The following is a 26,963-nucleotide window of genomic DNA, read 5'->3' on the forward strand; positions in this document are numbered from 1 at the left end:
TGATCCTCAGGAGCCGGAATATGCCGGATATGCCCACCGAATGATCGCCCGGCACATGTCACCGAGACCGCGGGTGAGTTCACCGGGAATCGCGGCACGTCAAAGCCGTCTTCACCAGGATGCCAGGAAACTCGTTCCATTTGCGCGCCGGATGGGGGACCGGTGGCGAAAATGGGTAAATCCCCTACGGACACGGAGCATTCGTGCTTCGCTGCTTCCTGAGTCCCCGAATGTCTCTCCGCCGCGGTGCCCTTCGGTCCGTTCATGCCATTCATGCCGTTGACATGTCACTTCTTTGCCGTGTCGCGCCGTGACACGGCATGCCGGGGCCGCGCCCCGGCGTTGTCGAGTGACCCGAGTACGCGGAGCCGAGAATGCTCACCACTCTCAACACGACCTACACCGACACCCGTGCCGGCGATCTGGCTTGGTGCCTCGGGAGCGGCCTGCTCCCGGCCCTCGCCGTGCTGGACCTCGAACTCGGCCCGGGCAGCCTCCAACTGCGCCTTCTCGGCGCCTCCCACCAGGTCGTCCTGGACCACAGCGAGGAGGGGCAGGACGCCTGCGTGGAGACGGTCGCCTGCATGCCGGGCCGCCGCACCCCGCTTCCGGCCCGCGCCGCGGAGCGCGTACGCGGGTGGGAGTACGAATTCGCTGCACGCATCGAAAAACTGACGAAACATGATTTCGACTGTCGGGCCCAGGAGTTGCTGGCCTTGGTCGAGAACCACCCGCACGGGCTGGCCGGAGTCTTCCCCGGTGACCCGAATGCGTTCACCGCGCTGCTCGCCGGCGGTGACGAGGAAGGCATCTTGTGGCGTACCTGGCACGCCTATCCGCAGGAGGGCAGATTGGTCTGCACGCGATCGACTCTGCGCCGCCGTGACTGGTAGTCCGCTGGTAGTCCGGACGGCTCGTCGGATGATTGGGTCAGTTGTCCGCCACGTCAATGTGACGATCTGCGGATCACCCGTCCGGGCGCAGAACCCGGACGGGTCCTTCGCCTAGCGTTTCTGCGTGATCAACCCCACCCCTCGGGCCGCCCGCTTACTGGTGCTGCTCGCGGCCTTCGTCTGCGCCGCCTGCGGGTTGGTCTACGAGTTGGAACTGGTCGCCCTGGGCAGCTACCTGCTGGGCGACTCCGTCACCGAGGCCTCCGTCGTCCTCTCCGTGATGGTGTGCGCCATGGGCGTCGGCTCCCTGTTGGCCAAGCGGTTCACCCTGCGACCGGCCGCCTCCTTCGCCCTGGTGGAGAGCCTGCTCGCGCTCGTCGGCGGCCTCTCCGTGATCGCCCTCTACGGCTGCTTCGTCTGGCTCGGCCACTACCAGGCCGCCCTCGCCGGCTTCGCCTCCCTGATCGGTCTGCTGATCGGCGCCGAGATCCCGCTGCTGATGACGCTGATGCAGCGCATCCGACGGCAGGAGGCGGGCTGCGCCGTCGCCGACCTGTTCGCCGCGGATTACGTCGGCGCGCTGGTCGGCGGGCTCGCCTTCCCGTTCCTGCTGCTGCCGACCCTCGGTCAGCTGACCGGAGCGCTGCTGACCGGCGTCGTCAACACCGTCGCCGGCGGGCTGATCGCCTTCTGGCTCTTCCGCGCCGAGCCCGCGCCGCGGGAACGGCTGCTGCTCGGCTTGTGCAGCGGCGCCGTGGTGCTGGTGCTCGGCGCCGCCTGGGCCGGCAGCGGCGCGTTCGAGCGCGCCGCGCAGCGACGGCTGTACGGGGCGCCGGTCCGGGTCAGCGCGCAGAGCAGGTTCCAGCAGATCGTCCTCACCGGTGGGCCGCCGGGCGGGCCTGGCGGCCCCGGCGGTGGCGAGGGCACGGCGCGGCTCTACCTCGGCGGACGCCTCGCCGTCTGCGGCCGCGACCAGGCCGCGTACCACGCGGCCCTCACCGACCCCGCGCTGCACGGGGGAGGCCGCGCCCGGGTGCTCGTCCTCGGCGGCGGCGACGGCCTGGCCGCTCGTCACATCCTCAAGACGCCCGGCGTCCGGCGCGTCACCGTCGTGGAACAGGACCCGGTGCTGCTCCACCTCGCCACCGAGGACCCGGTGCTGCGGGCCCTGAACGGCGACGCGCTGCACGACCCGCGCGTCCGGACCGTCACCTCGGACGCCTTCGGCTGGCTCCGCACCGCGCCTCTTCAGGAGCACCCCTACGACGTGATCGTCGCCGACCTGCCCGCCGCCGGGCTCGACGCCGCCGACAAGCTGTACACCCGCGAGTTCTACGGCCTCGTCCGCCGGATGCTGGCGCCCGGCGGACGCCTGGCCGTTCACGCCGGGGACCGCCTCTGGTCCGTCGCGGACACCCTGCGCGCCGCGGGCCTCACCCCGTACGGCTACGCGGCGACCGGCCGGGACGCCGCGGGGTGCGGCGAACCGGCGACGGGGGACGCGTCGTGGCACTTCGTCCTGGCCTCGGCGGCACCCCTGGCCCCGGGCTCCTTCGGCGGCATGCAGCGCCTGCGGGAGCCCGTGGGCGCTCCGGCGCGCGTCGCGACCCTGCTGGGGCCGCTCTGAGGCCGGCCCGCCCGGCAACCGCGCGCACCACGGGTGCGAATCCCCGCGTGCGAATCGGCTCCTACGGCCCGAGGGCTCGGTAGGCTCACCAGGCATGGAGCATGAGGTTCTGGTACCACTCTCGCCGCAGGCATTCCGGCGGTCCATGGACCGGCCCGAGCTGCTGGGTGTGTGCCTGCCCGGCTTCACGGCCGACGAGGGCGGGGAGAGCCCCCTCGCAGGGCGGCTGAAGCTGCGGATCGGCAGCACCTCCATCACCTACCGCGGCGAGCTGCACCGGCTCGACGCGGGCGACGACCCGGAGGAGTTCCTCTTCGCGCTGGACGGCCGCCAGGCCGTCGGCACCGGGAGCGTCGCGGGGACGGTGCGCCTGCGCCTGGACGCCGACACCGACGAGCCGGGGCTGGAGACGCGGGTGACGTTCCTGACGTCCCTGCAGGGGACCGGCAGGATCGAGGAACTGTCCGCCGGGGCCGTGCACACCGCGATCCGCCGTCTGCTGGACCGCTTCTGCCTCGAACTCGCCGAGCGCGGGGACGACGAGGTCACCCTGGACGGCGCGCGGGAGGGGACCGAGGGCCTCACAGACACCTCCGAGTTCTTCCTGGTCGAGGGCCTGGGCGACCTCAACGACCTCGGCCCGCTCGAGGACGAGCTGCAGGACCTCGCGGGGCTGCCCGAGTTCTCCGAGCTGGACGACCTCGCCGCGCCCGCGGGGGCGACCGCGGACGCGTCCACGGGAGCGACGGCCGATCCGGCCCGGCGCCACATCGTGGGCCGCTCCGCCGAGGAGGTGGACCACGCCCCGCCCCGCGGCCGCTACGCGCCGGCCCTGCCCGCGCGTAGCGCGCGCTCCCGCGCGTCGGCGCGCTGGGGCGGCCCGGAGCCGCGGATGGGGGAGCCGCCCCACGTCGCGCCGGAGCGCATCCCCACGCCGTGGCTGGTCGGCGGCGGGGTGGTGCTGCTCGGCGGGGCCGTCGTGCTGGTCCGTGCCCTGCGCCGCTCCCGCTGACGCGGCACCGCCCCTCGCGCACCTGAACGCGTGGGCACGCCACGCGCGTGAACGCGCTCCGAGCGCACCTGAAGGCGCGTGCACGCGTCCGAACGCCCGAACCTCCGGAAGGAAGAACCACCCGTGCTCGACCTCGCCCCCGTCCTGCTCTCCGCGGGCGACGCCGCCGTGACCGTCCTGCCCGAGGCGGGCTGCCGCCTCGGCAGTCTGCGCGTCGGGGCGGTGGAACTGCTGCGCACCGCGCAGGACATCGCGGACCCGGCTGGCGACGTGTTCGGGTACGGCTCCTTCCCGATGACGCCGTGGGCGGGCCGGGTGGACCGGGGGCGGTTCAACAACGGCCCGGTCCGGCACCAGCTGCCCCTGGACCTCGTCCCGCACGCCGCGCACGGCACCTCGCTGCGCAGCCGCTGGCGCGTCGCCGCCGCGCCGGCCGTCACCGACACGGGGATGACCGCGGCCTTCGTCCACGAGCTCGCCGAGCCGTGGCCCTATCCGGGCCGGGTCTCCCAGCTGTTCGAGCTCTCCCCGGACCGGCTGCGGATGACCCTCGTGGTGGAGGCGACGCGGGACTCGTTCCCGGCGCAGGCCGGCTGGCATCCGTGGTTCCGCAAGCGGCTGCGCGAGGACGGGCCGCACGCCGTGCTGGACTTCGAGCCCGCCTGGCAGGAGGAGCGCGGCGCGGACCATCTGCCCACCGGGCGGCGCATCGAGCCGACGCCCGGCCCCTGGGACGACTGCTTCGGCTTCCCCGACGGCGTGGAGGCGACCCTCCGCTGGGGCGACGAGCTGGCGCTGCGCATCTCCAGCGACTGCGGCTGGGCTGTCGTCTTCGACGAGCAGGCCGACGCGCTGTGCGTCGAGCCCCAGTCCGGCCCGCCCAACGGACTGAACACCGCCCCGCACCTGGTCACCCCGATCGAGCCGCTCGAGGTCACGACCACCTGGAGCTGGGCTCACACCGGTTAGGCTGGAGCCTCATGAGCACCTCACGTGACGCGCTTCTCGAAGAGATCAAGACCAAGGCCGTCGTGCACGGCAAAGTGACCCTCTCCTCCGGCCTGGAGTCGGACTACTACATCGACCTTCGGCGCGTGACGCTGGACGGCGTGGCCGCGCCGCTCGTCGGCCAGGTGATGCTCGACCTCGCCAAGGACCTGGACTTCGACGCCGTCGGCGGGCTCACCCTCGGGGCCGACCCGGTCGCCACCGCGATGCTGCACGCCTCCGCCGCGCGTGGTCAGCGGCTGGACGCCTTCGTCGTACGCAAGGCACAGAAGGCCCACGGCATGCAGCGCCGGATCGAGGGTGCGGACGTCAAGGGCCGTCGCGTCCTGGTGGTCGAGGACACCTCGACCACCGGTGGCTCCCCGCTGACCGCGGTCGAGGCCGTGCGCGAGGCCGGCGGAGAGGTCGTGGCCGTGGCCACCATCGTCGAGCGCAGCGCCGCCCAGGCGATCGCGGACGCGGGCCTGCCCTACCTCTTCGCCTACCAGCTGAGCGACCTGGGGCTCTGACGCGCCGACGCGCGGGGCGTCACCGCCTGCGGTGACGCCCACCGCGGCCCGAGCCCTGCCCGGCCGTGACCGCGGACGGGCCCTCCGCGAGCGCCGCCGCGCCCTCGCGGCGACCGCGCACCATCTCGATGACGATCGGGATCACCGAAAGCAGCACGATCAGCAGCACCGCCGGGATCAGGTACTTGTCGATCACGGGGGCCATCGAGTCACCGAACTTGTAGCCGATCAGCAGCATGATCTCGGTCCAGACCAGGCCTCCGACCGCGTTCCACAGCAGGAAGGTGCGGGCGGGCATCTCCAGCGTCCCGGCCACCGGGTTCAGGAACGTGCGCACCACCGGCACGAAGCGCGCCATCACCACGGCCTTGGCGGGGCCGAAGCGGTTGAAGTACTGCTCGGCCTTGACCACGTGGTCCCGCTTGAACAGCTTCGAATTCGGCCGGTCGAACATCCGCGAGCCGACCTTCGCGCCCAGCAGGTGACCCAGCTGCGCGCCCGCGATCGCGCAGATCGGCGCGCCGACCAGCAGCGTCCCGATCGGCATCTGCGTGCCGAGCAGCGCCTTGCCCGCTCCGGAGGCGGCCACGCCGCCCAGGATCAGCAGCGAGTCGCCGGGCAGGAAGAAGCCGATCAACAGGCCCGTCTCGGCGAAGACGATCGCCAGCAACCCGTAGACGCCGACCTGCGCGATCAGCGCCTTGGCGTCCAGCAGGGTGCTCAGGTTGAGCGCGAGATTCTGGGTCACCCGCGCAGAGTAGCGGGCGCAGGTGTACGGCCGCTGTGCCGCCCGCCGCCCCGCGAGGACCTCCCGATCCCGCCCGGCCTGCCCCGTGACCTGCCGCCCGGCGGGATGAGGGGCTTGCGCCGCAGTGCGAGAATGGCGCACGGTGCCCGGTCGACGACGTCCGGCGTCAGCACCTTTTCCCATGCGTAGACGCCCACGACAGGAGCGGATTCGAATGCCTATCGCAACGCCCGAGGTCTACAACGAGATGCTGGACCGGGCCAAGGCAGGCAAGTTCGCCTACCCCGCCATCAACGTCACCTCCTCGCAGACCCTGCACGCGGCCCTGCGCGGCTTCGCGGAGGCCGAGAGCGACGGCATCATCCAGATCTCGACCGGCGGCGCCGAGTTCCTGGGCGGCCAGTACAGCAAGGACATGGTGACGGGCGCGGTGGCCCTCGCCGAGTTCGCCTACATCGTCGCGACGAAGTACGACGTCAACATCGCGCTGCACACCGACCACTGCCCCAAGGACAAGCTGGACGGCTACGTCCGCCCGTTGCTGGCGATCTCCGCCGAGCGCGTGGCCCGCGGCGAGAACCCGCTCTTCCAGTCGCACATGTGGGACGGCTCGGCCGAGACCCTGAACGACAACCTCGCCATCGCCGAGGAGCTGCTGGCCCAGGCCCGCGCCGCCAAGATCATCCTCGAGGTCGAGATCACCCCGACCGGCGGCGAGGAGGACGGCGTCTCCCACGAGATCAACGACTCCCTTTACACCACGGTCAACGACGCCGTCCGCACCGCCGAGGCCCTGGGCCTGGGCGAGAAGGGCCGCTACCTGCTGGCCGCCTCGTTCGGCAACGTCCACGGCGTCTACAAGCCGGGCAACGTCGTGCTCAAGCCGGAGCTGCTGCGCGAGCTGCAGGACGCGATCGGCAAGCAGTACGGCAAGACCGATCCGTTCGACTTCGTCTTCCACGGCGGCTCCGGCTCGACCGTCGAGGAGATCGAGACGGCGCTGGAGAACGGCGTGGTCAAGATGAACCTGGACACCGACACCCAGTACGCCTTCACCCGCCCCGTGGTGGACCACATGTTCCGCAACTACGACGGCGTCCTGAAGGTCGACGGCGAGGTCGGCAAGAAGTCCACCTACGACCCGCGCACCTGGGGCAAGCTGGCCGAGGCCGGCATGGCCGCCCGCGTGCTCGAGGCCGCGAAGCAGCTGCGCTCGGCGGGCAACAAGCTGAAGTAGGCCCGGCAGCGCGCACCCCGCGTGCACGACGAGGGCCCACGGAACCGCCAGTCGGTTCCGGGGCCCTCGTCCTTGCTGTCGGCCGGCTATCGCTGTCGGCTACTGCTTGAGCTCGGTGTAGGCCTCGGGGCTGCTGTCCTTCAGGAACTGCCAGCAGCGCGCCGCCTCGTCGGTCTCGCCGATGGAGTCCGCCGCGCGGGCCAGCGCGGCCAGGCAGCGCAGGAAGCCGCGGTTGCCGCGGTGCTCCCACGGGACCGGCCCATGGCCCTTCCACCCGGCGCGACGCAGCTGGTCGAGGCCGCGGTGGTAGCCGGTGCGGGCGTAGGCGTAGGACTCGACCACCCGGCCCGCGGCGAAGGACTCGTCCGCGAGCTGCGCCCAGGCCAGGGAGAAGGTCGGGTGCGCCGCCGCGATCTGCGCGGGGGAGGCGGACTGCTCTGCCATCTGCTGGTACGGCTGCTCGTCCTCGGGCAGCAAGGTCGGCTCCGGCCCGCCGAGCAGGTTCTCGTGAATGGACATGGCTGCCAGTCTGCCACTTCGGCGCTGGGCGGATCGATGTCACGGCTCAACGACGGTTCGCATGCGATGGGAACACGTCGGTCCGGGGCGGCATCCTCCGTTCCGCCGCCACGTCACCGCACGTCTTGAGGGACGACCGTGGGCGGGAGGACCGCGCTGGCCGGCGGCGTTCGTCGTCGCGTTCTGCGCGTTCGTGGGCGGGGACTGGGCCGTCGCGACGACGACGTGGTCGAGTGCCGCGGCCGATGCCGCGGCTCCTGTCGCCGCGCCAACGACCAGGACGCCCGCGCCGACGCCCTCGTCCACGCTGCCGCGGCACGCGGTGACGCAGTCGGGAGGCGTGCTGAAGGTGGCGGCGAAACCCGAGCAGCACGGGCCGATGGCCGGCCCGAGGACCGTGTCCGTGGCCCGGCCCGGCCCGGCCCGGCCTGAGGACCGTGTCCGGGGAGCGGCCGGGCTGCTACCCCGGCACCCGCAGGGACCAGGCGGACGGCTCCACCGTCCAGGTGCGCTCGCGCACGGGCGCGCTCAGCGCGTGGTCCGCCTCGTAGGTGAAGACGGAGCCGCCGACGGTGACGCGGCGGGCCTGGACCGGGACGGCGGCGTCGATGCGCAGTTCGGCCGCGCCGTCGTGGCTGGAGAGGGCCAGTGCCCGGATGGGGTGCGTGAGATCGGCCAGAATCTGGCCGTCCGCCTCGACCCGGAGTGGCTGCGGTTCGGGGAGCGCCCGGGTCGTAAGGGCCATGGCGACCCGTCCGGCGAGATCTGTCCACCAGGTGGACTGAGTCCTGTTCGCCCTGGGCGAACGCTGCCCGGGGATCCGGACGCCGCCGATCACGACCCCTCCGCCGTCGTCGACGAGCAGGTCGAGCAGCCGGTCCGCGCCGCTGACAACGGCGCGTGCCGCCTGCACCGGACGGACGTCCGCTCCGAGCGCTCGGGCCAGCTCGGTGCGCGGTCCGCGGCCGACGGGGATGACGGCGACGGGGGCTGCGGCCAGCGTGGCCTGCTGATGGAGAAGTTGAACGACGAGTTGCAGATATCTGTCATCGCCGATCACGACAGGCCGCCTGCGGCCGCGGCGCGCCAGCAGCCGATCGAGATCAGACAGGCTCTCCGGGACGGCCGTCTTCACCGTCAGAGCGGCGCCGAGCACGTCCTTGGCGACCCGCACCGACTCGCCGTCCAGGGCCAGCGCCGCAGGGGAGACCAGGACCAACACGGGCTCGCCCCCCGAACGCTCTGCCGACACCGTGGTCCTTCCTCGGGTAATCTCTCGGTGTAAGAGCCCCTTGCGCTTTTGCGCCAGGGGCTTGGTCTATCCGGGGCCAGTGCGGCGGCCTTCCGCCGTGAGTTTTGCCCCGCCCGAAAGGGGTGTACGCCTGTGCCCGCACTCGTGCTGGTCGGCGCTCAGTGGGGAGACGAGGGCAAGGGGAAGGCGACCGACCTTCTCGGCGGCTCGGTCGACTACGTGGTCCGCTATCAGGGCGGCAACAACGCCGGTCACACGGTGGTCGTAGGCGACCAGAAGTACGCGCTTCACCTGCTCCCCTCCGGCATTCTCAGCCCGAACTGCGTTCCGGTGATCGGCAACGGCGTGGTCATCGACCCGGCCGTGCTCCTCTCCGAGCTGGCCGGTCTGCAGGACCGGGGCGTCGACACGTCCAAGCTGCTGATCTCGGGCAACGCGCACCTGATCACCCCCTACCACCGGACCATGGACAAGGTCTCCGAGCGGTTCCTGGGCAAGCGCAAGATCGGCACCACGGGCCGCGGCATCGGCCCCTCCTACGCCGACAAGATCAACCGCATCGGCATCCGGGTGCAGGACCTCTTCGACGAGAGCATCCTGCGGCAGAAGGTCGAGGCGGCGCTCAACGACAAGAACCAGATTCTGGTCAAGCTCTACAACCGCCGGGCCATGCCGGCCGAGCTGGTCGTCGAGGAGTACCTGGGCTACGCCGACAAGCTGCGCCCGTTCGTCGCCGACACCGCGCTGCTCCTCAACCAGGCGCTGGAGGACGGCAAGGTCGTGTTGATGGAGGGCGGCCAGGGCACCCTGCTCGACGTCGACCACGGCACCTATCCGTTCGTCACCTCGTCCAACCCGACCTCGGGCGGCGCCTGCACCGGCACCGGCATCGGTCCCACCAAGATCGACCGCGTGATCGGCATCCTCAAGGCCTACACCACCCGCGTCGGCTCGGGCCCGTTCCCGACCGAGCTGTTCGACGAGGACGGCGAGGCGCTGCGGCGCATCGGCGGCGAGCGCGGTGTGACCACCGGCCGCGACCGCCGCTGCGGCTGGTTCGACGCCCCGATCGCCCGCTATGCGACCCGGATCAACGGCCTGACCGACATCTTCCTCACCAAGCTGGACGTGCTGACCGGCTGGGAGCAGATCCCGGTCTGCGTCGCCTACGACGTCGACGGCACCCGCGTCGACGAGGTGCCGCACTCGCAGAGCGACTTCCACCACGCGAAGCCGATCTACGAGATGCTCCCCGGCTGGTCCGAGGACATCACCAAGGCCCAGACCTTCGAGGACCTGCCGAAGAACGCGCAGGACTACGTGAAGGCGCTGGAGGAGCTCTCCCGCTGCCGCATCTCCGCCATCGGCGTCGGCCCGGGCCGCACCGAGACGATCCAGGTGCACTCGCTGCTGTAGTAGTGACTTCTGATCAGGCCCTCGCCCCATTCGGGCGGGGGCTTTTTCATGCTCGCGCAACCTTCCCTCCCGGTTTGTACTAAGACAAATATTGATTGCTTCTAGTGCAAAGCGCGGCTATGTTTCGAGCATGACCGCGAAGACCCCTCTCCCCGTCGTGCTCACCGGACACCACGTCCGTCTGGAGCCGCTCACCCTCGACCACGTGCCGGCCCTGTGGGAGGCGCTGGAGCCGGCCGCCGACGAGGTCTTCCGCTGGATCCGGCCGACGCCGCGCAGCGCCGGGGACCTGGCCGGGCTCGCCGACGACCTGCTGCACGGGCCGACGCGCTACCTCGCCTTCGCCGTCGTCGACCTGGCGTCCGGCCGGCCCTTCGGCTGGACCACCTACCTGGACATCCAGGAGGAGCACGAGCGCCTGGAGATCGGGTGGACCTGGTATGCCCGCTCCCACTGGCGCACCGCCGCCAACACCGAGGCCAAGCTGCTGCTGCTCACGCACGCCTTCGAGGAGCTCGGCTACGGCCGGGTCCAGTGGAAGACGGACGTCAACAACGAGCGCTCGCAGACCGCCATCGCCCGCCTGGGCGCCCAGCGGGAGGGTGTGCTCCGCCGCCAGGTGCGGCGCGGCGACGGGAGCTGGCGCGACAGCGTCTACTTCGGCATGAACATCGAGGAGTGGCCGGCGGCGAAGGCGCGGCTCACCGAGCGACTCAGGAAGGGCTGAAGGTCATCACCATGGCTGACATCACCATCTCCGCCCCGACGGAAGCCGACTACCCCCGCTGGCGGGAGCTGTTCACCGGCTATGCCGAGTTCTACCACGTGGAACTGACGGAGGAGCGCTTCGCGGAGTCCTGGGCCTGGATCCACGACGCAAACCACCCTGTGGAGTGCCTTCTCGCGCGCGACGTTGACGGAACGCCCATCGGGCTGGCCCACTTCAGCCCGGACCACTCGCCGCTGCGCGGCACCCGCGGCTTCCTGCACGACCTCTTCGTCGACCCCGCTCGTCGCGGCGGCGGCACCGTCGACGCGATCCTCGCCGAGCTGCGCCGGCTCGGCCGGGAGCGCGGCTGGTACCAGATCCGCTGGAACACGGCCGACGACAACTACCGCGCCCGCGCCGTCTACGACCGCAACGGCGAGAAGACACCGTTCCTGCTCTACGCCATGCCCTGCTGAGGGGCGACTGACAGGCTGTCGCCCCACCCCCGGATCGCCAGACAGGCTGTCGGTTCCGGGGGTGCCGCGTCCGAAAATACGCTGGCGGGCATGACGATCTCCCCAGACCCCGTTGCCGGCCAGGCGGTCAAGGCTGCCGACCGAGCCCACGTCTTCCACTCGTGGTCCGCGCAGTCCCTGATCGATCCCCTCGCCGTCGCCGGGGCCGAGGGCTCGTACTTCTGGGACTACGAGGGCAAGCGCTACCTCGACTTCTCCTCCCAGCTGGTCAACACCAACATCGGGCACCAGCACCCCAAGGTCGTCGCCGCGATCCAGGAGCAGGCCGCCAAGCTCTGCACCTTCGCGCCGGCCTTCGCCATCGAGGCCCGCTCCGAGGCCGCGCGCCTGATCGCCGAGCGCACTCCTGGCGACCTCGACAAGATCTTCTTCACCAACGGCGGTGCCGAGGCCAACGAGAACGCCATCCGCATGGCGCGTCTGCACACCGGCCGCCAGAAGGTGCTCTCCACCTACCGCTCGTACCACGGCGCCACCGCCAACGCGATCGCCCTGACCGGCGACCCGCGCCGCTGGCCGAACGAGACCGGGGTCTCCGGCATCGTGCACTTCTGGGGCCCGTACCCCTACCGCTCCAACTTCCACGCCGAGAACGAGGCGCAGGAGTGCGAGCGCGCGCTGGCGCACCTCGAGGCCACCCTCGCGTTCGAGGGTCCGCAGACCGTCGCCGCGATCATCCTGGAGACCGTCGTCGGCACCGCCGGCATCCTGATCCCGCCGGCCGGTTACCTCGCGGGTGTCCGCGAGATCTGTGACCGCCACGGGATCGTCTTCATCCTGGACGAGGTCATGGCCGGCTTCGGCCGCACCGGCGAGTGGTTCGCCGCCGACCACTGGGGCGTCACCCCGGACCTGCTGACCTTCGCCAAGGGCGTCAACTCCGGCTACGTGCCGCTGGGCGGCGTCGCGATCAGCGGCGAGATCGCCGCGACCTTCGCCGAGCGCCCCTTCCCCGGCGGCCTGACCTACTCGGGCCACCCGCTGGCCTGCGCCTCCGCCGTGGCGACGATCAACGCCATGGCCGAGGAGGGCATCGTCGAGAACGCCAAGCACATCGGCGAGACGCTGATCGGCCCCGAGCTGCGCGCCATGGCCGAGCGCCACCCGTCCATCGGCGAGGTCCGCGGGCTCGGTGTCTTCTGGGCCGTCGAGCTGGTCAGGAACCGCGAGACGCGCGAGCCGCTCACCCCCTACAACGCGGTCGGCGCCGCCAACGCGCCGATGGCCGAGCTGGCGGCGGAGTGCAAGAAGCGCGGTCTGTGGCCGTTCACCAACATGAACCGGTTCCACGTCGTGCCGCCGTGCACGGTCTCGGAGGCCGAGGTCAAGGAAGGCCTCGCCATCCTCGACGAGGTGCTGACCCTCACCGACCAGCACACCGTCTGAGAGCGCGTCGGACGGCCCGCGTTATCGGCCCGTCACCTGGTCTATACCTTTTCGGCCCCGCGCCCCCTCCGATCGGGGGGTGCGGGGCCGTACCATTGGGGGGCTCGGACCGGCAGTATGCGGATGAAATCCCGACAGTCGGGACGTCATTGATCAATCCCGACGAATCCGGAGTGGAGGAGCCGCCATGCCGTTCGGGGCCGCCGCCTCCGGCCGTCACCTCACCGGTCCCCCGGTCGTCCAGCGCAGCTCTCTGCGCGAGCAGGTCGCGGCGGCGCTGCGCGACGAGCTGATGGCCGGCCGCCTGGGCGCGGGCCGTCACTTCACCGTCAAGGAGATCGCCGAGCTGTACGGCGTCTCCGCGACGCCGGTGCGCGAGGCCCTGGTGGACCTGGCTGCGCAGGGCATGCTCGTCGTCGAACCTGGCCGGGGCTTCTCCGTGCCCCAGTTCACCTGGGACGACTTCGTCGACATCGTCGAGGCCCGCTCGCTCGTCATCGACGGCATCTTCCGCCGTCTCACCGGACGCCCCGCCGCGCTCGCCCCCGCGGTCGCCGCCTCCCTGCGGCTCCGCGCCGACGCCGCCGTCCGTGCCGCCCGCGCGGGCCGGCTCGACGTGCTGGTCGGCTGCGACCGCCGCTTCTGGGCGGAACTCGGCGCGTTCGCGGGCAACCACCGCATCAGCGACTACCTGGACTGGCTCCGGGTCCAGTACTGGATCTTCGCCGCCGGCTATCTGCGCGGCCGCGACGACGTGGCGAGGTTCTGCTGGTCCCGTCACCTGGAGCTGGTCGAGCTGATCGAGGCCCGCGACCAGTCCGGCGTGCACGCCATGCTGCTCGCCTACAACCAAGAGTCCCTGGAACAGATGTCCGCCCTGTGCGGGCGCCCCCTGCCGGAGCCGCCGACCGGCGCGGACAAGGCGTCCCGGCAGCAGCCCGGCCAGGTCCCGCCCCCGCGGGAAGCCGACCCGCGGCCTGCGGCGACGCAGTAGGGTGGATCACCCGGAACACCACCGCGCACCGCCGCCGCGCGTCCTGCCGCGCACACCACTGGTCTGGAGAGTGTCTTGGCTTGTGACATCTGGCTCGTCCCCTTGGTCGACCTGCTGGTGCTCAGCCCGGACAACCCCTTCGCCGAGGACCTGGCGATCTACAACGCCTCCCTGCACGCCGCCGGTCTGCCGCAGCTCCCGGTCTTTCCGTACATGCCCGGCCTGAGCGGGGACGTCGAGCCGGTCGCGGCCTTCGACTACGACTCGCTGCACTTCCTGCGCCGCGCCTACCTGCTGCAGCTGACCGGCCTGGACGTCACGCCCGTCGACGAACTGGGCGGCGACTACGAGCAGTTGCTGGAGATGTTCGAGGCCACGGCGGAGCAGAGCCACCTGGTGTGGCACTTCGACCACGCCGGCGCGTACGTCCCCCTGGACTTCGAGACCCCCGTCGTCGACGACGCCCTGTTGGCGACCGGCGGCCCGCTGGGCTCGGTGCAGCGGCTCCTCAAGGAACTGGAGGCCGTCGCGCCGCACATCGGCATCGACTACCAGCTGCCCCCGGTCCCGGTCCGCCCGGTCGCCCCGACGACTCTGGAGGGCCCGGCGTACCCGCCTCCCGGCCAGGACGGACCGTACGCCCGCGAGCGCCACGCCTGGGTCGGCCTCTACGCGGCGGCAACGAGGGCCCTGGCCCAGGGATCGATGATCGTCTTCGCCTGAGCCGTCGTACGACGAGGGGGTGCGGGGCTCGGCCCCGCACCCCCTCGTGCCTGCTCGGTCAGTACAGCGCCCAGTAGATGTTCCACGGTTCCGCCCGCGCTCAGCGCAGCGGGGACTCCGGCGGCCGCTGGCGGGGCATGGTGGGGCGGCTGCCGACAGAGGGGAGCACGCGGACCTGCGCGCCGGTGCCCTCGGCCCGGCCGCCCCAGGTACCCGCCGCCTGGGTGGGGAGCTGGGTCATGGACGCGCGGAAGGCGAGCATCCACTCCGAGGTCTCGGTGCGGACCATGTCCGAGACGTCCTCGCAGAAGCGGCGCAGGACGCCGAGGCAGCGCTCGGCGGCCTCGCTCGCGGTGCCCTCCGTGGGGCCCAGCACCTCGCGCACGCACTCCGAGGCCCAGTCGAACTGGAACGCCTCGAGCCGGCGCTGCAGGGCCTGGGCGGTGGAGACGTCCCGCATCCAGCCGCTGGTGAGGCCGAAGACCCGGTCGGCCAGCAGGCAGCACCCGGAGAGCACCAGCAGCACGTAGCCCCAGTCCTGGCCGGCCTTCCAGGTGCCGGTCAGGGCGACCAGCGGCAGCACCGCGCCGCCCATGCCGAGCAGGGTGGCCAGCACGCGCAGGAACCGCGCACCGCGGCGCTTCCAGCGGCGGTCGCGGTGGTACCAGTCGATGGCCTCGACGGCGCGCTCCTCGGACCAGCGGTAGAGCTCCTCCAGCCGCTCGGCCGGCTCGCCCCAGTCGCCCAGCGGGAACTGCCGCACACTCAGGTCGCGCCCCGGGCGCGACTCGCGGGGCGCGGGCACCGCCGGAGCGGCCGGGGCTGACGTGTCCTCAGCCCCGGGCTCCTTGCCCCAGGGTGTCTCCTCGGGCTGCATCTCCGGCTGGCTCACCGTGGAACTCCCTGTCCTTCGGCCGGTCCTTCGGCCTCGCTGGCTTCCAAGAGCTACTTCTTACCGCCAAATGGCTGACCGTGGTGGCGGTTCGAGCCGGATTGTTGTGCGAAACGGTGAGGGTTTCGCAAGTGGGCAGCTGTTTCCGGCCCTCCGTCACCGATTCAAATCTCACTCCTACGAGTGGGTGCTTCCGGGGAGCCGATCTGACCCGTGGTCGAATTGTTGCCAAATATGCCATTCGTCGTTACTGATCCGGTTCGGGAGCCCTGCCCGTCCCGCCGTCCGTCCCGGGGGCCGCCCTGTGGTCCGTCCCGCGGTCCGTCCCGGGGCGCGCCCAGTGGTCCGTCCTGTGGTCCGCGGAAGCCCTCTCCCGGGGCAGGCACTAGGCTCTAGAACCGTGAAGGTCCTTGTCATCGGCGGCGGCGCCCGCGAACACGCCCTGTGCCGAGCGCTCTCGCTCGATCCCGAAGTCACCTCTCTGCACTGCGCGCCCGGCAACGCCGGCATCGCGTCGGTCGCCCAACTCCACCCCGTCGATCAGCTCGACGGCCGGGCCGTGGCCGACCTGGCGGTCGAGCTCGGCGCGGAGTTCGTCGTCGTCGGCCCGGAGGCCCCCCTCGTCGCCGGCGTCGCGGACGCCGTGCGCGAGCGCGGCATCCCCGTCTTCGGCCCGAGCGCGGAGGCCGCGCAACTGGAGGGCAGCAAGGCGTTCGCCAAGGACGTCATGGCGGCCGCCGGCGTCCCGACCGCGCGCTCCTACGTCTGCACGACCGCCGAGGAGGTCGCCGAGGCCCTGGACGCCTTCGGCGCGCCCTACGTCGTCAAGGACGACGGCCTCGCGGCCGGCAAGGGCGTCGTCGTGACCGACGACCTCCAGGCCGCCGTCGACCACGCCGCGGCCTGCGACCGCGTGGTCATCGAGGAGTACCTCGACGGACCCGAGGTCTCCCTCTTCGCGGTCACCGACGGCACGACGGTCGTGCCGCTGCAGCCCGCGCAGGACTTCAAGCGCGTCGGCGACGACGACGCCGGCCCGAACACCGGCGGCATGGGCGCGTACTCGCCGCTGCCCTGGGCCGACCCCAAGCTGGTCGAGGAGGTCCTCGACTCCGTCCTCCAGCCCACCGTCGACGAGCTGCGGCGCCGCGGCACGCCGTTCTCGGGCCTGCTCTACGCCGGCCTGGCGATCACCTCGCGCGGCGTGCGGGTGATCGAGTTCAACGCGCGGTTCGGCGACCCGGAGACGCAGGTCGTGCTTGCCCGCCTGCGGACCCCTCTCTGCGGCCTGCTCCACGCCGCGGCCACGGGCCACCTGGCGGACTTCCCCGAGCTGAGGTGGCACGACGGCGCGGCCGTCACCGTCGTGGTCGCCTCCGAGGGCTACCCGGCCGCGCCGGTCTCCGGCGACCCGATCCTGGGCCTCGCCGAGGCCGAGGCCGAGGACGGCACGGCCTACGTGCTCCACGCGGGCACCCGTCTCGCGGACGACGGCGAGACCGTGCTCAGTGCGGGCGGCCGCGTCCTGTCCGTCACGGCCACCGGCAATGACCTCACGCAGGCCCGGAACCGCGCGTACGCGGCCGTCGACAAGATCACCCTTCGCGGCAGCCACCACCGGGGCGACATCGCCCTGAAGGCGGCCGACGCGGAGTAGCGCGCGCACCGACCCGGGGCGCGCAGAACCGTTGCAGCGCCGTTCGAGGGGCGCGGGACCGGGCGACCGGCCATCACCAGGTGGCCGCTCGCCCGGCGCCCGCGCCCCTCGGCGTTCGGTCGAAGCCCGGTCGAAGTTCGGCCGGCGCGGAGCTGGCAGGGAGCCGGCGTGGGGGCCAGCACGGAGCCGGCATGGGGGCCAGCACGGAGCCGGCATGGGCCCGGCTTTCGGTCGCCTGCCGTTGGGCAATTGCAACCGTCCCCCGTGCGGAGGGGCCCGGCCCCGCACGGCTCAATCGCCACGACCCAAGCAGATTCGCCGCTGTTCCGCAGCGTTTGCCGTACCCGCACATTCCTTCGGGTGATGGCGGGGGCATCCGCCTGACGTATCCCGGCCTCCGGCCGTATCGTGCCCAGGACCGGCGCACTCGTCCCGGGAGCGCGCAGACGCTGCGCAGGTGCGGCCACCTGCCAAGGGGGAAGCTGCGGTCCACGGGGAATCACCGATCCGAGTGGTTCCGGACCTCGGCAGGAACACCGGACGGGGCTCGTGCGTCGGACCGGACAGGGGCTGAAGAAGTGCGGAAGTGCGACAGCGGTCGGTTTCGGTAGGCGACAGGGGGTGAACCGATCCATGCGAGGAGACTCGGCGAACAACGCGATCGCGGACGCCGCCGGCACCCGCGCCGGAGCGATCCTGCGGCTGCGCGGGTTCGCGCTCGCCGTGGCCGCCGTGCCGGCGGCCGTCGGGGCCGTGCTGTGGGCGGGCCGGTTCACCGGTCGCCTGGGCGCGTCCGGAGCGCCGGACGCGGGGGTCTGGGACGCGGCCCGCTGGGCCGTCACCGCCGTCGCGCTGCTGACGCTCGCCTGGGCCGCCGCCTTCGCCGTCGCGCTGCGCCGCGCGCGCCCGTACCGGACGCCCAACGTCCCGCTCGCCGAGCGGGACGCCCCCGAGCTGTACCGGCTGGTGCGGGATCTCGCGGGGCGGATGGAGGTGCCGCCGCCCGGCGCCATCGCGCTGACGCCGGACTGCGACAGCTGGCTCGAGGACGAGAGCACGACCTCCGGGCGCGAGCCCGCGCCGCCGACGCTGGTGGTCGGCTCCCCGTTCCTGTGGTGGATGCGCGTGGCCGAGCTGCGGGCCCTGCTCGCCCCCGTCGCGGCTGGGGCGGCCTGCGCGATGGATCCGGAGATCTCCGCGGCCCGGCGTTTCACGCACGGCCTCGACGCCGTCATCGCCGCGCACCCCGGTCGGGGCGGCGCCTGGGCCTCCATACCCGCGGGTTCGCTGCTGCGCCGCTCGCGCGGCCACGCGGCGGAGATGGAGCGCGCCGTCGCCGCGTGGGCGTCCGAGCGCGCACGACAGGTCGACTACGGGCAGCGGATCGTCGCGCAGGAGCAGGTCGGCCTCGCCTACGCGGGGTGGGACCGGCTGCTGACCAGGGTCGCCCTGCCCGCCTGGCGGCTCGGCCGGACGCCGACGAGGCTCAACGCGGGCGTGGTCTCCGCGCTCACCGAGCTCTCCCGGCGCGACCGGCTCGCCGCCGAGGGCTTCGAGACCCGTCTCGGTGAGCGCCCGGCCTGCGACCTGCTGGAGGAGCCGGGCCGGATTGACGAGGCCGCCTCGCGGCTGGCCGCCCGTCTCTTCTACGCCGGGCCGCCCGTCGCGCCCCAGTCGGCCGGCGGCGACACGGCGCTGGACTGGTCCGCCTACCCGGACGAGGTCGTGGTGGGCCAGTGGCGTCACCAGTCCTCGGCGCTGCTCGCCGTGCTGCGGCTCTCGCTGGAGACGGCGCCGCTCGCCGCCCTGGGGGTGGCCCTGCGGACGCTGCGCGAGCCCGGCGCCCGGCTCGGTGCCGAGACGCTGGCGGCCCGGCTGGAGGCTCAGGCCCAGGCGCAGCGCGGGGTTCCCGCCCTGCGCACGGGCAAGGACGCGCTCAGCGACGGCCTCCACGCGCTGGCCTGCCGCGCCGCGGTCGCCTCGGGGCACGCCGAGCCGGGGCTGGACTGGCTGGACGGCCCGGTGCTGCTTGTCGACGGGGTCCGCCGCACGGACCTCGGGGCGCCGATCGCGCTCGCGGTCGAGCACGGCGACGAGAAGCCGCTGCGCGCCTGGCTGGAGGAGCTGGGCATCCCTGTGGACCGCCTTGACCGACCGGCCCGCCTGCGGTGACGGCCCGACGACGGCGACGGATCGGCGCGGTCGCCGATCCACGACGGCGCGGCGCCGATCCGCGGCGGCGAGTGCGACGGCGAGTGCGACGAGAACGAGCATGACGGAGCGTCAACAGCAGGGCCGACCCCTGATGCGATGACGTGCCAGTGCCTACGATGGTGATGCACGTCCGGTGAGATCCTGGACGCGTACCGTGACGGAACACGGGACGGCAGTTCGGTCGCCGAGCCGCCCGCCCGCACCGTGACGGTTCGTCAGCAGGCAGGTCCCAGGAGGGGGTCGGGGGCATTGGGTGCAGAGCAGACCCGCCGTTGGGAGTCCGGCGCGCTCGCACACGGGGTGACCGATCCGTTCGGGCTCGGCCCGCTGCCGTGGCTGCGCGGCACCGACCAGTACTTCGACGACACTGGTCTGATGGTGCCCTGGTACGTCGACCCGGCACTGCTGCCCGGCGCCCGGCGGCCACCGGAACAGGACCCCAGGCCCGCACTCGGGCGGCCGCGCACCTCCGAGGACGTGGGCGGCCAGATCAAGGGCTTCGCGGCGGGCGCCACCGACCTCGGCGGCTCGCTGGACCTGCGGGTCAGCGTCAATCCGCCGCAGGAGTTCACCGTCGACGTCTACCGCATCGGCCACTACGGCGGGGCCGGCGCTCGGCACGTCGCGGCGAGCCCGCGCGTCTCCGGGCTGGTTCAGCAGTCCCCGCTCGTCGCCGGGCGGACGGTCTCCTGCCACCACTGGTGGATGTCCTGGCGGCTGCAGATCCCCGCGCACTGGACGCCCGGCGCGCACGTCGCCGTGCTGACCACGGCCGACCACCGCTACCGCAGCCACATCCCGTTCACCGTCCGCGCCGGGCGCACCGCCGACCTGCTGCTGCTCCTGCCGGACGTGACCTGGCAGGCCTACAACCTCTACCCCGAGGACGGCCGCACCGGCGCCAGCCTCTACCACGCCTGGAACGAGAAGGGCGAGCTGCTCGGCGAGGAGGCGGCGGCCACCACCGTCTCCTTCGACCGCCCTTACGCCGGCGCCGGGCTGCCCCTGCACATCGGCCACGCCTACGACTTCATCCGCTGGGCCGAGCGCTACGGCTACGACATCGCCTACGCCAACGCCACCGACCTGCACGCGGGCCGGATCGACCCGACCCGCTACCGGGGCATCGTCTTCCCCGGCCACGACGAGTACTGGTCCGTGCCCATGCGCCGGGCCGTCGAGCGGGCCCGCGACGGCGGCACCTCCCTGGTCTTCCTCTCCGCCAACACCATGTACTGGCAGGTCCAGCTCTACCCCGGCCCCGACGGCCAGCCCGACCGGCTCCTCACCTGCGCCAAGCGCCAGGCCGACACCCCGCCCAGCGTGCTCTGGCGCGAGCTCGGCGAACCCGAGCAGCAGTTGCTGGGCATCCAGTACGCGGGCCGGGTCCCCGAGCCGGTGCCGATGGTCGTCCACAACACCGACCACTGGCTGTGGGAGGGCACCGGCCTGCGCGACGGCGATCCGGTGCCGGGCCTGGTGGCGGGGGAGTCGGACCGCTACTACCCGCGCGTCCCGCTGCCGGAGTCGACGGAGCGCGTCCTCCTCGCCCACTCGCCCTACCGGGACGCGAAGGGCGCGCCGCGGCACCAGGAGACCTCGCTCTACCGGGCGGCCAGCGGCGCCTACGTTTTCGCCAGCGGCACCTTCGCGTGGTCCCCGGCGCTGGACCGTCCGGGCCATACCGACGAGCGCATTCAACGCGCCACGGCCAACCTGCTGGATCGTATCTGCAAGGTGCACTGAATCCGTCGGGACGACGACATGAAAGACTCGGTGCGGTCATCCAACTTCCCCCAGCCTTCGGCCGGGGGCGCCCCCATGACGGCCACGTCGCGAAGTCCGAGGGAACCATCTTGAGCGGATTTGTCGAGAAGCCCCAGCCGGTGCAGGTGCCCGGCCTGATCCACCTGCACACCGGAAAGGTGCGCGACCTTTATCGGGACGAGGCCGGTCGGCTGGTGATGGTCGCCAGTGACCGCACGTCCGCCTTCGACTGGGTGCTGCCGACGGACATCCCCGGCAAGGGCAAGATCCTCACCCAGCTCTCGCTGTGGTGGTTCGAGCGTCTGGCCGACCTGGTGCCCAACCACGTCGTCTCCACCGAGGTCCCGGCCGGCGCCCCCGCCGACTGGGAGGGCCGCACGCTCATCTGCCGTAACCTGCGGATGCTGCCCGTCGAGTGCGTCGCCCGCGGCTACCTGACCGGGTCCGGCCTGGTGGAGTACGACCAGCAGCGCACGGTCTGCGGCATCACCCTCCCCGAGGGCCTGGTCGACGGCTCCGAGCTGCCCGCACCGATCTTCACGCCCGCCCTGAAGGCCGAGGTCGGCGAGCACGACGAGAACGTCCCCTACGAGGAGGTCGCCCGCCGCGTCGGCGCGGAGACCGCCGCCCAGCTGCGGCAGACGACGCTGGCCGTCTACGGCCGCGCCCGTGACATCGCGCGCGAGCGCGGGATCATCCTCGCGGACACCAAGTTCGAGTTCGGTCTGGACGAGGACGGCGAGACCCTGGTCATCGGCGACGAGGTGCTGACCCCGGACTCCTCCCGCTTCTGGCCCGCCGACGAGTGGGAGCCGGGCCGGGCGCAGGCCTCGTTCGACAAGCAGTTCATCCGGGACTGGCTGAAGTCCCCGGAATCCGGCTGGGACCCGAAGTCCGAGACTCCGCCGCCGGCGCTGCCCGAGGCGATCATCGAGCAGAGCCGCGCCCGCTACGTCGAGGCCTACGAGCGCCTCGCCGGTCTGGCCTGGGGCTAGGCCTGGCGGGAGCCGTCGGCCCGGAACCGGCGCAGCCGCCCGGGGGTGCGGGATTCCGCGCCCCCGGAGGACTCGGCGGCGCGGCGCTGCCCGGAAACGCCGAAGGGCACCTCCGAAGAGGCGCCCTTCTCGCAAGAGCGGACGACGAGATTCGAACTCGCGACCCTCACCTTGGCAAGGTGATGCTCTACCAACTGAGCCACGTCCGCACGCTTGGTGATCGGAAACAGCAAAAGAGATGCTCCGACTGGAGCGGACGACGAGATTCGAACTCGCGACCCTCACCTTGGCAAGGTGATGCTCTACCAACTGAGCCACGTCCGCAGGTACTCCGGGACCCTTGGGCCTCGGCGTGCAATCCACTCTACCTCATCGCCAGGAGTGCTTTCGCAACCCTCGGCAAGGCCGGGTGAACAGAGCAGGTGACAGGGATCGCACACTGTGCCTTCCCTCTGGAAGAGGGACGCTCTACTACTGAGCTACACCTGCGAGAGCCGCCCCGCTGACCTGGCCTTTCGGCTTCTGTCTGCGGTGCGTTCCGCTGAGAAGAACATTAGCCCATCTCGCGGGCCGTGATCACCACGGCGGGGCGGTATGTCCGTATTGTCCGGAAAGTCGCCGAGGAAGCGCCTCAGCTCGCCTGTGCGAAGGCCTCGTAGACGTGCTTGGGCAGGCGCCCGCGGGCCGGCAGGTCGATTCCGCGCGACTGGGCCCAGGCGCGGACCGTCGCGGGGTCTGGCGCGATCTCGGTCCGGCGCGGGTGGGCCTTCAGGGCCGCCGCGGCGCGGGCCTGCTTCCGGCCCGCCTGTACATACGGAGCGAGCGCGGCGCGGAGTTTTTCCGCGTTCTCGGCGGACAGGTCGATCTCGTACGACTTTCCGTCCAGACCGAACTGGACCGTTTCCTCGGCGACGCCTCCGTCCAGATCGTCGGAGAGCGTGACCACAACGCGCTGAGCCATGGAAGCCAATCCTCTCGGGCTTTGCCGTGCGACCGCAGGTGCTGGCCGCGACCGGCGTTGCCATTCTGCCCTCCGGGAGCCCCGGAATCGAAGAGGCAGGTTTTTAGGTCTCTATTTCCGTGTCGTTTCGGTACCGCGCCGATACCGGTGCGAAACCTCAGAATCGTGCATTTTCGGCAGGCGTGTCGCCGCAGTTCGGGGGCTCCGGGGAGGCCGGTCGGTCGTGGGCGGATGCCGGGCCGGGGGCGGGGTGTTTGTGTGAACCTCCGCACGATGCCTGGATCTACGCGCGTCACGCTGGATGAGTCTCCAAGATCGCATTTTCGCCCCGGTAGGCTGGGAACTCCCCGCACCACTTATCACCGGGAGTACCCGTGGCACGCGTCGTGGTCGACGTCATGCTCAAGCCCGAGATCCTCGACCCGCAGGGCCAGGCGGTGCAGCGCGCACTGCCGCGCCTGGGCTTCGAGGGCATCGCCGATGTTCGGCAGGGCAAGCGTTTCGAGCTCGAGGTGGAGGGTCCGGTCGACGACGCCGCGCTCGCCCGCATTCACCAGGCAGCCGAGACCTTCCTCGCCAACACCGTGATCGAGGACTTCGTGGTCCGCGTCGAGGAGGGCCAGTGACCGCCCGCGTCGGCGTCGTCACCTTCCCCGGCAGTCTCGACGACCGTGACGCACTGCGCGCGGTGAAGCTGGCCGGCGCGGAGCCGGTCGCGCTCTGGCACCGCGACAAGGACCTGCACCAGGTCGACGCCGTGGTTCTGCCGGGCGGCTTCTCCTACGGTGACTACCTGCGGGCCGGCGCCATCTCCCGCTTCTCGCCGGTGATGGAGACGATCATCGAGCAGGCCAAGGCCGGCATGCCGGTCCTCGGCATCTGCAACGGCTTCCAGGTGCTGACCGAGTCGCACCTGCTGCCGGGCGCGATGCTCCGCAACAACCACCTGCACTTCGTCTGCAAGGACCAGAAGCTGCGGGTCGAGAACAACACGACCGCCTGGACCAGCGACTACGCGCAGGGCCAGGAGATCATGATCCCGCTCAAGAACATGGACGGCCGGTTCACCGCGGACCGCCGCACCATCGACGAGCTGGAGGCCGAGGGCCGGGTCGTCTTCCGTTACCTGGACGGCAACCCCAACGGCTCGATCGACGACATCGCCGGCATCACCAACGCCGCCGGCAACGTCGTCGGCCTGATGCCGCACCCGGAGCACGCGGTCGAGCCGATGATCGGCACCGGCGGCACGGACGGCACCGGCTTCTTCACCTCGATCATCAAGCGGCTGGTGAATGCGTAATGACGCTGGACACGGTTAAGAACGCCTCGGAGACCCCCGACGTCGAGCTCCCCTGGGCCGCGCTCGGTCTCAAGGAGGACGAGTACCTCAAGATCCGCGAGATCCTGGGCCGCCGTCCCACCGGCGCCGAGCTGGCCATGTACTCGGTGATGTGGTCCGAGCACTGCTCCTACAAGTCGAGCAAGGTGCACCTGCGCCAGTTCGGCGAGAAGGCCCCGCAGTCCGACGCCATGCTCGTCGGCATCGGCGAGAACGCCGGCGTCGTCGACGTGGGCCAGGGCTACGCGGTCACCTTCAAGATCGAGTCCCACAACCACCCGTCGTACGTCGAGCCCTACCAGGGCGCGGCCACCGGTGTCGGCGGCATCGTGCGCGACATCATCTCCATGGGCGCCCGCCCGGTCGCCGTGATGGACCCGCTGCGCTTCGGCGCGCCGGACCACCCGGACACCAAGCGCGTCCTGCCCGGCGTCGTCGCCGGCATCGGCGGCTACGGCAACTGCCTGGGCCTGCCGAACATCGGCGGCGAGGTCGTCTTCGACTCCTGCTACCAGGGCAACCCGCTGGTGAACGCCCTCGCCGTGGGCGTCATGAAGCACGAGGACATCCACCTGGCCAAGGCGTCCGGCGCCGGCAACAAGGTCGTCCTCTACGGCGCCCGCACCGGCGGCGACGGCATCGGCGGCGCCTCCATCCTGGCCTCGGAGACCTTCGAGGGCGGCACGCCCACCAAGCGTCCCGCGGTCCAGGTCGGAGACCCGTTCCAGGAGAAGCTGCTGATCGAGTGCACCCTGGAGGCCTTCCGGGCGCAGCTCGTCGTCGGCATCCAGGACCTCGGCGCGGCCGGGCTCTCCTGCGCCACCAGCGAGCTGGCCTCCAACGGCTCCGGCGGCATGCGCTGCGACCTGGACGACGTGCCGCTGCGCGACGCGACGCTCACTCCTGAGGAGATCCTCATGAGCGAGTCGCAGGAGCGCATGTGCGCGGTCGTCGAGCCCGAGAAGATCGACGCCTTCCTCGCGATCTGCGAGAAGTGGGACGTCACCGCGACCGTCATCGGCGAGGTCACCGACGGGGACCGTCTGGAGATCTTCTGGCACGGCGAGAAGATCGTCGACGTGGACCCGCGCACCGTCGCCCACGACGGCCCGGTCTACGAGCGCCCGTACCACCGCCCGAGCTGGCAGGACGCCCTGCAGGCCGACGCCCCGACCGCGGAGCGCCTGGCGCGCCCGGCCGACGGGGACGCGCTGCGCGCGGCCGTGCTCCAGCTGGTCGGCTCGGTCAACCAGGCCGACAAGAGCTGGATCACCTCGCAGTACGACCGCTTCGTGCTCGGCAACACGGTGCTGGCCATGCCGGAGGACTCCGGCATGATCCGCGTCGACGAGTCCACGAACCTGGGCGTCGCCATCGCCACGGACGGCAACGGCCGCTACACCAAGCTCGACCCGTACACCGGTTCGCAGCTGGCGCTGGCCGAGGCCTACCGCAACGTCGCCGCGACCGGCGCCAAGCCGCTGGCCGTCTCCGACTGCCTCAACTTCGGCTCCCCGGAGGACCCGGAGGTCATGTGGCAGTTCGCCGAGGCCACCCGTGGTCTCGCGGACGGCTGCCTCGAGCTCGGCACCCCGGTCACCGGCGGCAACGTCTCGCTCTACAACCAGACCGGCTCCGAGGCGATCCACCCGACGCCCGTCGTCGCCGTGCTCGGCGTGATCGACGACGTCACCCGCCGCACCCCGATGGCGTTCACGGAGGAGGGCCAGCTGGTCTACCTCCTCGGCGACACCCGGGACGAGCTCGGCGGCTCGGCGTGGGCGCAGGTGGCCCACGACCACCTCGGCGGTCTGCCGCCGAAGCTGGACCTCGAGCGCGAGAAGCTGCTCGCCGAGATCCTGATCGCCGCCTCGCGCGACGGCATGATCGACGCGGCGCACGACCTCTCCGACGGCGGCCTGATCCAGGCCGCGGTGGAGAGCGCCCTCAAGGGCGGCCAGGGCCTGCGCCTGATCGTCCCGGACGGTCTGGACCCCTTCGTGTTCCTGTTCTCCGAGTCGGCCGGCCGCGCGATCGTCTCCGTGCCGCGCAGCGAGGAGCTCCGCTTCACCGAGATGTGCGGCGTCCGGGGTCTCCCGGCCACCCGCATCGGCGTCGTCGACGGCGACGTCATCGAGCTCCAGGGCCAGTTCACCCTGCCGCTCGCCGAGCTCCGCGAGGCGAACACCGGCGTGATCGAGGCGCTGCTCGCGTAGTCGAGAGCCTTTGCTGCGGCCCTTGGTGACACCTTGTCGCCAAGGGCCGCAGTCGTTGCCCGAGGGGGTGACTTTTCGTCACGCCAGCATGTTGAACGGGTGTGACGCACCGGCGGATGCGGTCTGGCTGTATCGGTCTAAGACGCGTCCGGGATGCGGCCTGAGCTGAGGGCCCGAGAGGCCTGCATGCGAGCCGTCTTCGCATCGGTGGTGGACTCCAGGGCTCTGCGTCTCGTCGTGGAGGTCATGTGTCGCGCTACGACCTGATGCGGGCCCGCGAAGAGAATCTGCCGGCGATCCCGGACGTCTTCGCTTGGCGCTGGGCGAAGGGCGGCGACTGGCGGGCGAGA

The 26,963-nt window shown here is 71.6% G+C and carries 24 protein-coding genes and 3 tRNA genes; 19 read left to right on the forward strand and 8 right to left on the reverse strand.

Going from position 1 to position 26,963, the window contains the following annotated elements:
• Positions 1-374: 374 nt before the first annotated feature.
• The 5 genes from TR48_RS26085 (at position 375) to pyrE (ending at position 5,049) form a co-directional block, all read left to right on the forward strand.
• Positions 375-893 (forward strand): DUF2617 family protein, encoded by a 519-nt coding sequence (locus tag TR48_RS26085; protein WP_042371629.1) that lies wholly within the window; start codon positions 375-377, stop codon positions 891-893.
• Between the two features lie 124 nt (positions 894-1,017).
• Complete coding sequence (locus TR48_RS26090) at positions 1,018-2,520, forward strand: polyamine aminopropyltransferase (protein ID WP_084729778.1); 1,503 nt, start codon at positions 1,018-1,020, stop codon at positions 2,518-2,520.
• 94 nt (positions 2,521-2,614) lie between these two features.
• A complete protein-coding gene (locus TR48_RS26095) occupies positions 2,615-3,532 on the forward strand; it encodes an SRPBCC family protein (protein ID WP_152628193.1) in 918 nt (305 codons plus the stop codon).
• Between the two features lie 123 nt (positions 3,533-3,655).
• The gene (locus TR48_RS26100) at positions 3,656-4,501 is read left to right on the forward strand and encodes an aldose epimerase family protein (protein ID WP_042371635.1); all 846 of its coding nucleotides are present in this window, start codon (positions 3,656-3,658) and stop codon (positions 4,499-4,501) included.
• Positions 4,502-4,512: 11 nt separating this feature from the next.
• The gene (gene pyrE / locus TR48_RS26105) at positions 4,513-5,049 is read left to right on the forward strand and encodes an orotate phosphoribosyltransferase (protein ID WP_042371637.1); all 537 of its coding nucleotides are present in this window, start codon (positions 4,513-4,515) and stop codon (positions 5,047-5,049) included.
• A gap of 19 nt (positions 5,050-5,068) precedes the next feature.
• On the opposite strand, the gene TR48_RS26110 is transcribed toward pyrE, so the two are convergent.
• Positions 5,069-5,797: a DedA family protein gene (locus TR48_RS26110; RefSeq protein WP_042371639.1), complete on the reverse strand. Its 729-nt coding sequence runs from the start codon at positions 5,795-5,797 to the stop codon at positions 5,069-5,071.
• Between the two features lie 214 nt (positions 5,798-6,011).
• Between TR48_RS26110 and fbaA the strand changes: the two genes are divergently transcribed.
• Positions 6,012-7,034, forward strand: a complete 1,023-nt coding sequence (gene fbaA / locus TR48_RS26115) for a class II fructose-bisphosphate aldolase (RefSeq protein ID WP_042371641.1) — start codon at positions 6,012-6,014, stop codon at positions 7,032-7,034.
• A gap of 99 nt (positions 7,035-7,133) precedes the next feature.
• Here fbaA and TR48_RS26120 read toward each other — a convergent pair whose 3' ends face one another.
• Together TR48_RS26120 and TR48_RS26125 are read right to left on the reverse strand one after the other, a co-directional pair.
• The gene (locus TR48_RS26120; protein ID WP_042371643.1) at positions 7,134-7,553 is read right to left on the reverse strand and encodes a DUF3151 domain-containing protein; all 420 of its coding nucleotides are present in this window, start codon (positions 7,551-7,553) and stop codon (positions 7,134-7,136) included.
• Between the two features lie 460 nt (positions 7,554-8,013).
• Complete coding sequence (locus TR48_RS26125; RefSeq protein WP_042371647.1) at positions 8,014-8,805, reverse strand: hypothetical protein; 792 nt, start codon at positions 8,803-8,805, stop codon at positions 8,014-8,016.
• Positions 8,806-8,937: 132 nt separating this feature from the next.
• On the opposite strand from TR48_RS26125, the gene TR48_RS26130 reads away from it, so the two are divergent.
• From TR48_RS26130 to TR48_RS26155, 6 genes are all read left to right on the forward strand, one after another.
• On the forward strand, positions 8,938-10,221 hold the full coding sequence (locus TR48_RS26130) for an adenylosuccinate synthase (RefSeq protein ID WP_042371649.1): 1,284 nt from the start codon (positions 8,938-8,940) through the stop codon (positions 10,219-10,221).
• Between the two features lie 130 nt (positions 10,222-10,351).
• On the forward strand, positions 10,352-10,948 hold the full coding sequence (locus TR48_RS26135) for a GNAT family N-acetyltransferase (protein WP_042371651.1): 597 nt from the start codon (positions 10,352-10,354) through the stop codon (positions 10,946-10,948).
• Positions 10,949-10,959: 11 nt separating this feature from the next.
• On the forward strand, positions 10,960-11,406 hold the full coding sequence (locus TR48_RS26140) for a GNAT family N-acetyltransferase (RefSeq protein ID WP_042371708.1): 447 nt from the start codon (positions 10,960-10,962) through the stop codon (positions 11,404-11,406).
• Positions 11,407-11,496: 90 nt separating this feature from the next.
• Positions 11,497-12,852 (forward strand): aspartate aminotransferase family protein, encoded by a 1,356-nt coding sequence (locus TR48_RS26145; protein WP_042371652.1) that lies wholly within the window; start codon positions 11,497-11,499, stop codon positions 12,850-12,852.
• A gap of 187 nt (positions 12,853-13,039) precedes the next feature.
• Positions 13,040-13,846, forward strand: a complete 807-nt coding sequence (locus TR48_RS26150; protein WP_063771064.1) for a GntR family transcriptional regulator — start codon at positions 13,040-13,042, stop codon at positions 13,844-13,846.
• A 75-nt stretch (positions 13,847-13,921) separates the two neighbouring features.
• Positions 13,922-14,569 carry a putative DNA-mimic protein gene (locus TR48_RS26155; protein ID WP_042371654.1) on the forward strand — a complete coding sequence of 216 codons (648 nt, stop codon included), beginning with the start codon at positions 13,922-13,924 and terminating at the stop codon, positions 14,567-14,569.
• A 100-nt stretch (positions 14,570-14,669) separates the two neighbouring features.
• Here the strand turns inward: TR48_RS26155 and TR48_RS26160 are convergent, their stop codons facing one another.
• Entirely contained in the window at positions 14,670-15,461 is a 792-nt protein-coding gene (locus TR48_RS26160) for an SLATT domain-containing protein (protein ID WP_042371657.1), read from the reverse strand.
• A 400-nt stretch (positions 15,462-15,861) separates the two neighbouring features.
• Here TR48_RS26160 and purD point away from each other — a divergent pair, with 400 nt between their 5' ends.
• From purD to TR48_RS26180, 4 genes are all read left to right on the forward strand, one after another.
• Positions 15,862-17,118 (forward strand): phosphoribosylamine--glycine ligase, encoded by a 1,257-nt coding sequence (gene purD / locus TR48_RS26165; protein ID WP_042371659.1) that lies wholly within the window; start codon positions 15,862-15,864, stop codon positions 17,116-17,118.
• A 633-nt stretch (positions 17,119-17,751) separates the two neighbouring features.
• Positions 17,752-19,290, forward strand: a complete 1,539-nt coding sequence (locus tag TR48_RS26170; protein WP_042371660.1) for a M48 family metalloprotease — start codon at positions 17,752-17,754, stop codon at positions 19,288-19,290.
• Positions 19,291-19,581: 291 nt separating this feature from the next.
• Entirely contained in the window at positions 19,582-21,078 is a 1,497-nt protein-coding gene (locus tag TR48_RS26175) for a N,N-dimethylformamidase beta subunit family domain-containing protein (protein ID WP_042371663.1), read from the forward strand.
• A 110-nt stretch (positions 21,079-21,188) separates the two neighbouring features.
• The gene (locus tag TR48_RS26180; RefSeq protein WP_042371665.1) at positions 21,189-22,094 is read left to right on the forward strand and encodes a phosphoribosylaminoimidazolesuccinocarboxamide synthase; all 906 of its coding nucleotides are present in this window, start codon (positions 21,189-21,191) and stop codon (positions 22,092-22,094) included.
• 136 nt (positions 22,095-22,230) lie between these two features.
• On the opposite strand, the gene TR48_RS26185 is transcribed toward TR48_RS26180, so the two are convergent.
• The 4 genes from TR48_RS26185 to TR48_RS26200 all read right to left on the reverse strand — a co-directional run bounded on the left by TR48_RS26185 (position 22,231) and on the right by TR48_RS26200 (position 23,055).
• A tRNA-Gly gene (locus TR48_RS26185) sits at positions 22,231-22,303 on the reverse strand.
• Between the two features lie 39 nt (positions 22,304-22,342).
• Positions 22,343-22,418 (reverse strand) — tRNA-Gly (locus tag TR48_RS26190).
• A 93-nt stretch (positions 22,419-22,511) separates the two neighbouring features.
• A tRNA-Gly gene (locus tag TR48_RS26195) sits at positions 22,512-22,583 on the reverse strand.
• 142 nt (positions 22,584-22,725) lie between these two features.
• Positions 22,726-23,055 carry a histone-like nucleoid-structuring protein Lsr2 gene (locus TR48_RS26200; RefSeq protein ID WP_042371667.1) on the reverse strand — a complete coding sequence of 110 codons (330 nt, stop codon included), beginning with the start codon at positions 23,053-23,055 and terminating at the stop codon, positions 22,726-22,728.
• A gap of 374 nt (positions 23,056-23,429) precedes the next feature.
• On the opposite strand from TR48_RS26200, the gene purS reads away from it, so the two are divergent.
• Genes purS through purL form a run of 3 tightly spaced genes read left to right on the forward strand, consistent with a single transcriptional unit; the run spans position 23,430 to position 26,613 of the window.
• Positions 23,430-23,681 carry a phosphoribosylformylglycinamidine synthase subunit PurS gene (purS, locus tag TR48_RS26205; protein ID WP_042371668.1) on the forward strand — a complete coding sequence of 84 codons (252 nt, stop codon included), beginning with the start codon at positions 23,430-23,432 and terminating at the stop codon, positions 23,679-23,681.
• Positions 23,678-24,358, forward strand: coding sequence for a phosphoribosylformylglycinamidine synthase subunit PurQ (gene purQ, locus TR48_RS26210; RefSeq protein ID WP_042371670.1), 681 nt, complete (start codon positions 23,678-23,680; stop codon positions 24,356-24,358). Before purS ends, purQ begins: the two co-directional genes overlap by 4 nt.
• A complete protein-coding gene (gene purL, locus TR48_RS26215; RefSeq protein ID WP_042371672.1) occupies positions 24,358-26,613 on the forward strand; it encodes a phosphoribosylformylglycinamidine synthase subunit PurL in 2,256 nt (751 codons plus the stop codon). Before purQ ends, purL begins: the two co-directional genes overlap by 1 nt.
• The last annotated feature ends 350 nt before the right edge of the window (positions 26,614-26,963 follow it).

Origin of the sequence: Streptacidiphilus neutrinimicus (assembly GCF_000787815.1) — a bacterium.
Lineage (GTDB): Bacteria > Actinomycetota > Actinomycetes > Streptomycetales > Streptomycetaceae > Streptacidiphilus > Streptacidiphilus neutrinimicus.

Coding starts and splice junctions, on each gene's coding strand:
- TR48_RS26085 (WP_042371629.1), top strand. CDS start 375: ATGCTCACCACTCTCAACACGACCTACACCGACACCCGTGCCGGCGAT.
- TR48_RS26095 (WP_152628193.1), top strand. CDS start 2,615: ATGGAGCATGAGGTTCTGGTACCACTCTCGCCGCAGGCATTCCGGCGG.
- pyrE (WP_042371637.1), top strand. CDS start 4,513: ATGAGCACCTCACGTGACGCGCTTCTCGAAGAGATCAAGACCAAGGCC.
- fbaA (WP_042371641.1), top strand. CDS start 6,012: ATGCCTATCGCAACGCCCGAGGTCTACAACGAGATGCTGGACCGGGCC.
- TR48_RS26120 (WP_042371643.1), bottom strand. CDS start 7,553: ATGTCCATTCACGAGAACCTGCTCGGCGGGCCGGAGCCGACCTTGCTG.
- TR48_RS26135 (WP_042371651.1), top strand. CDS start 10,352: ATGACCGCGAAGACCCCTCTCCCCGTCGTGCTCACCGGACACCACGTC.
- TR48_RS26140 (WP_042371708.1), top strand. CDS start 10,960: ATGGCTGACATCACCATCTCCGCCCCGACGGAAGCCGACTACCCCCGC.
- TR48_RS26145 (WP_042371652.1), top strand. CDS start 11,497: ATGACGATCTCCCCAGACCCCGTTGCCGGCCAGGCGGTCAAGGCTGCC.
- TR48_RS26150 (WP_063771064.1), top strand. CDS start 13,040: ATGCCGTTCGGGGCCGCCGCCTCCGGCCGTCACCTCACCGGTCCCCCG.
- TR48_RS26170 (WP_042371660.1), top strand. CDS start 17,752: ATGCGAGGAGACTCGGCGAACAACGCGATCGCGGACGCCGCCGGCACC.
- TR48_RS26200 (WP_042371667.1), bottom strand. CDS start 23,055: ATGGCTCAGCGCGTTGTGGTCACGCTCTCCGACGATCTGGACGGAGGC.
- purL (WP_042371672.1), top strand. CDS start 24,358: ATGACGCTGGACACGGTTAAGAACGCCTCGGAGACCCCCGACGTCGAG.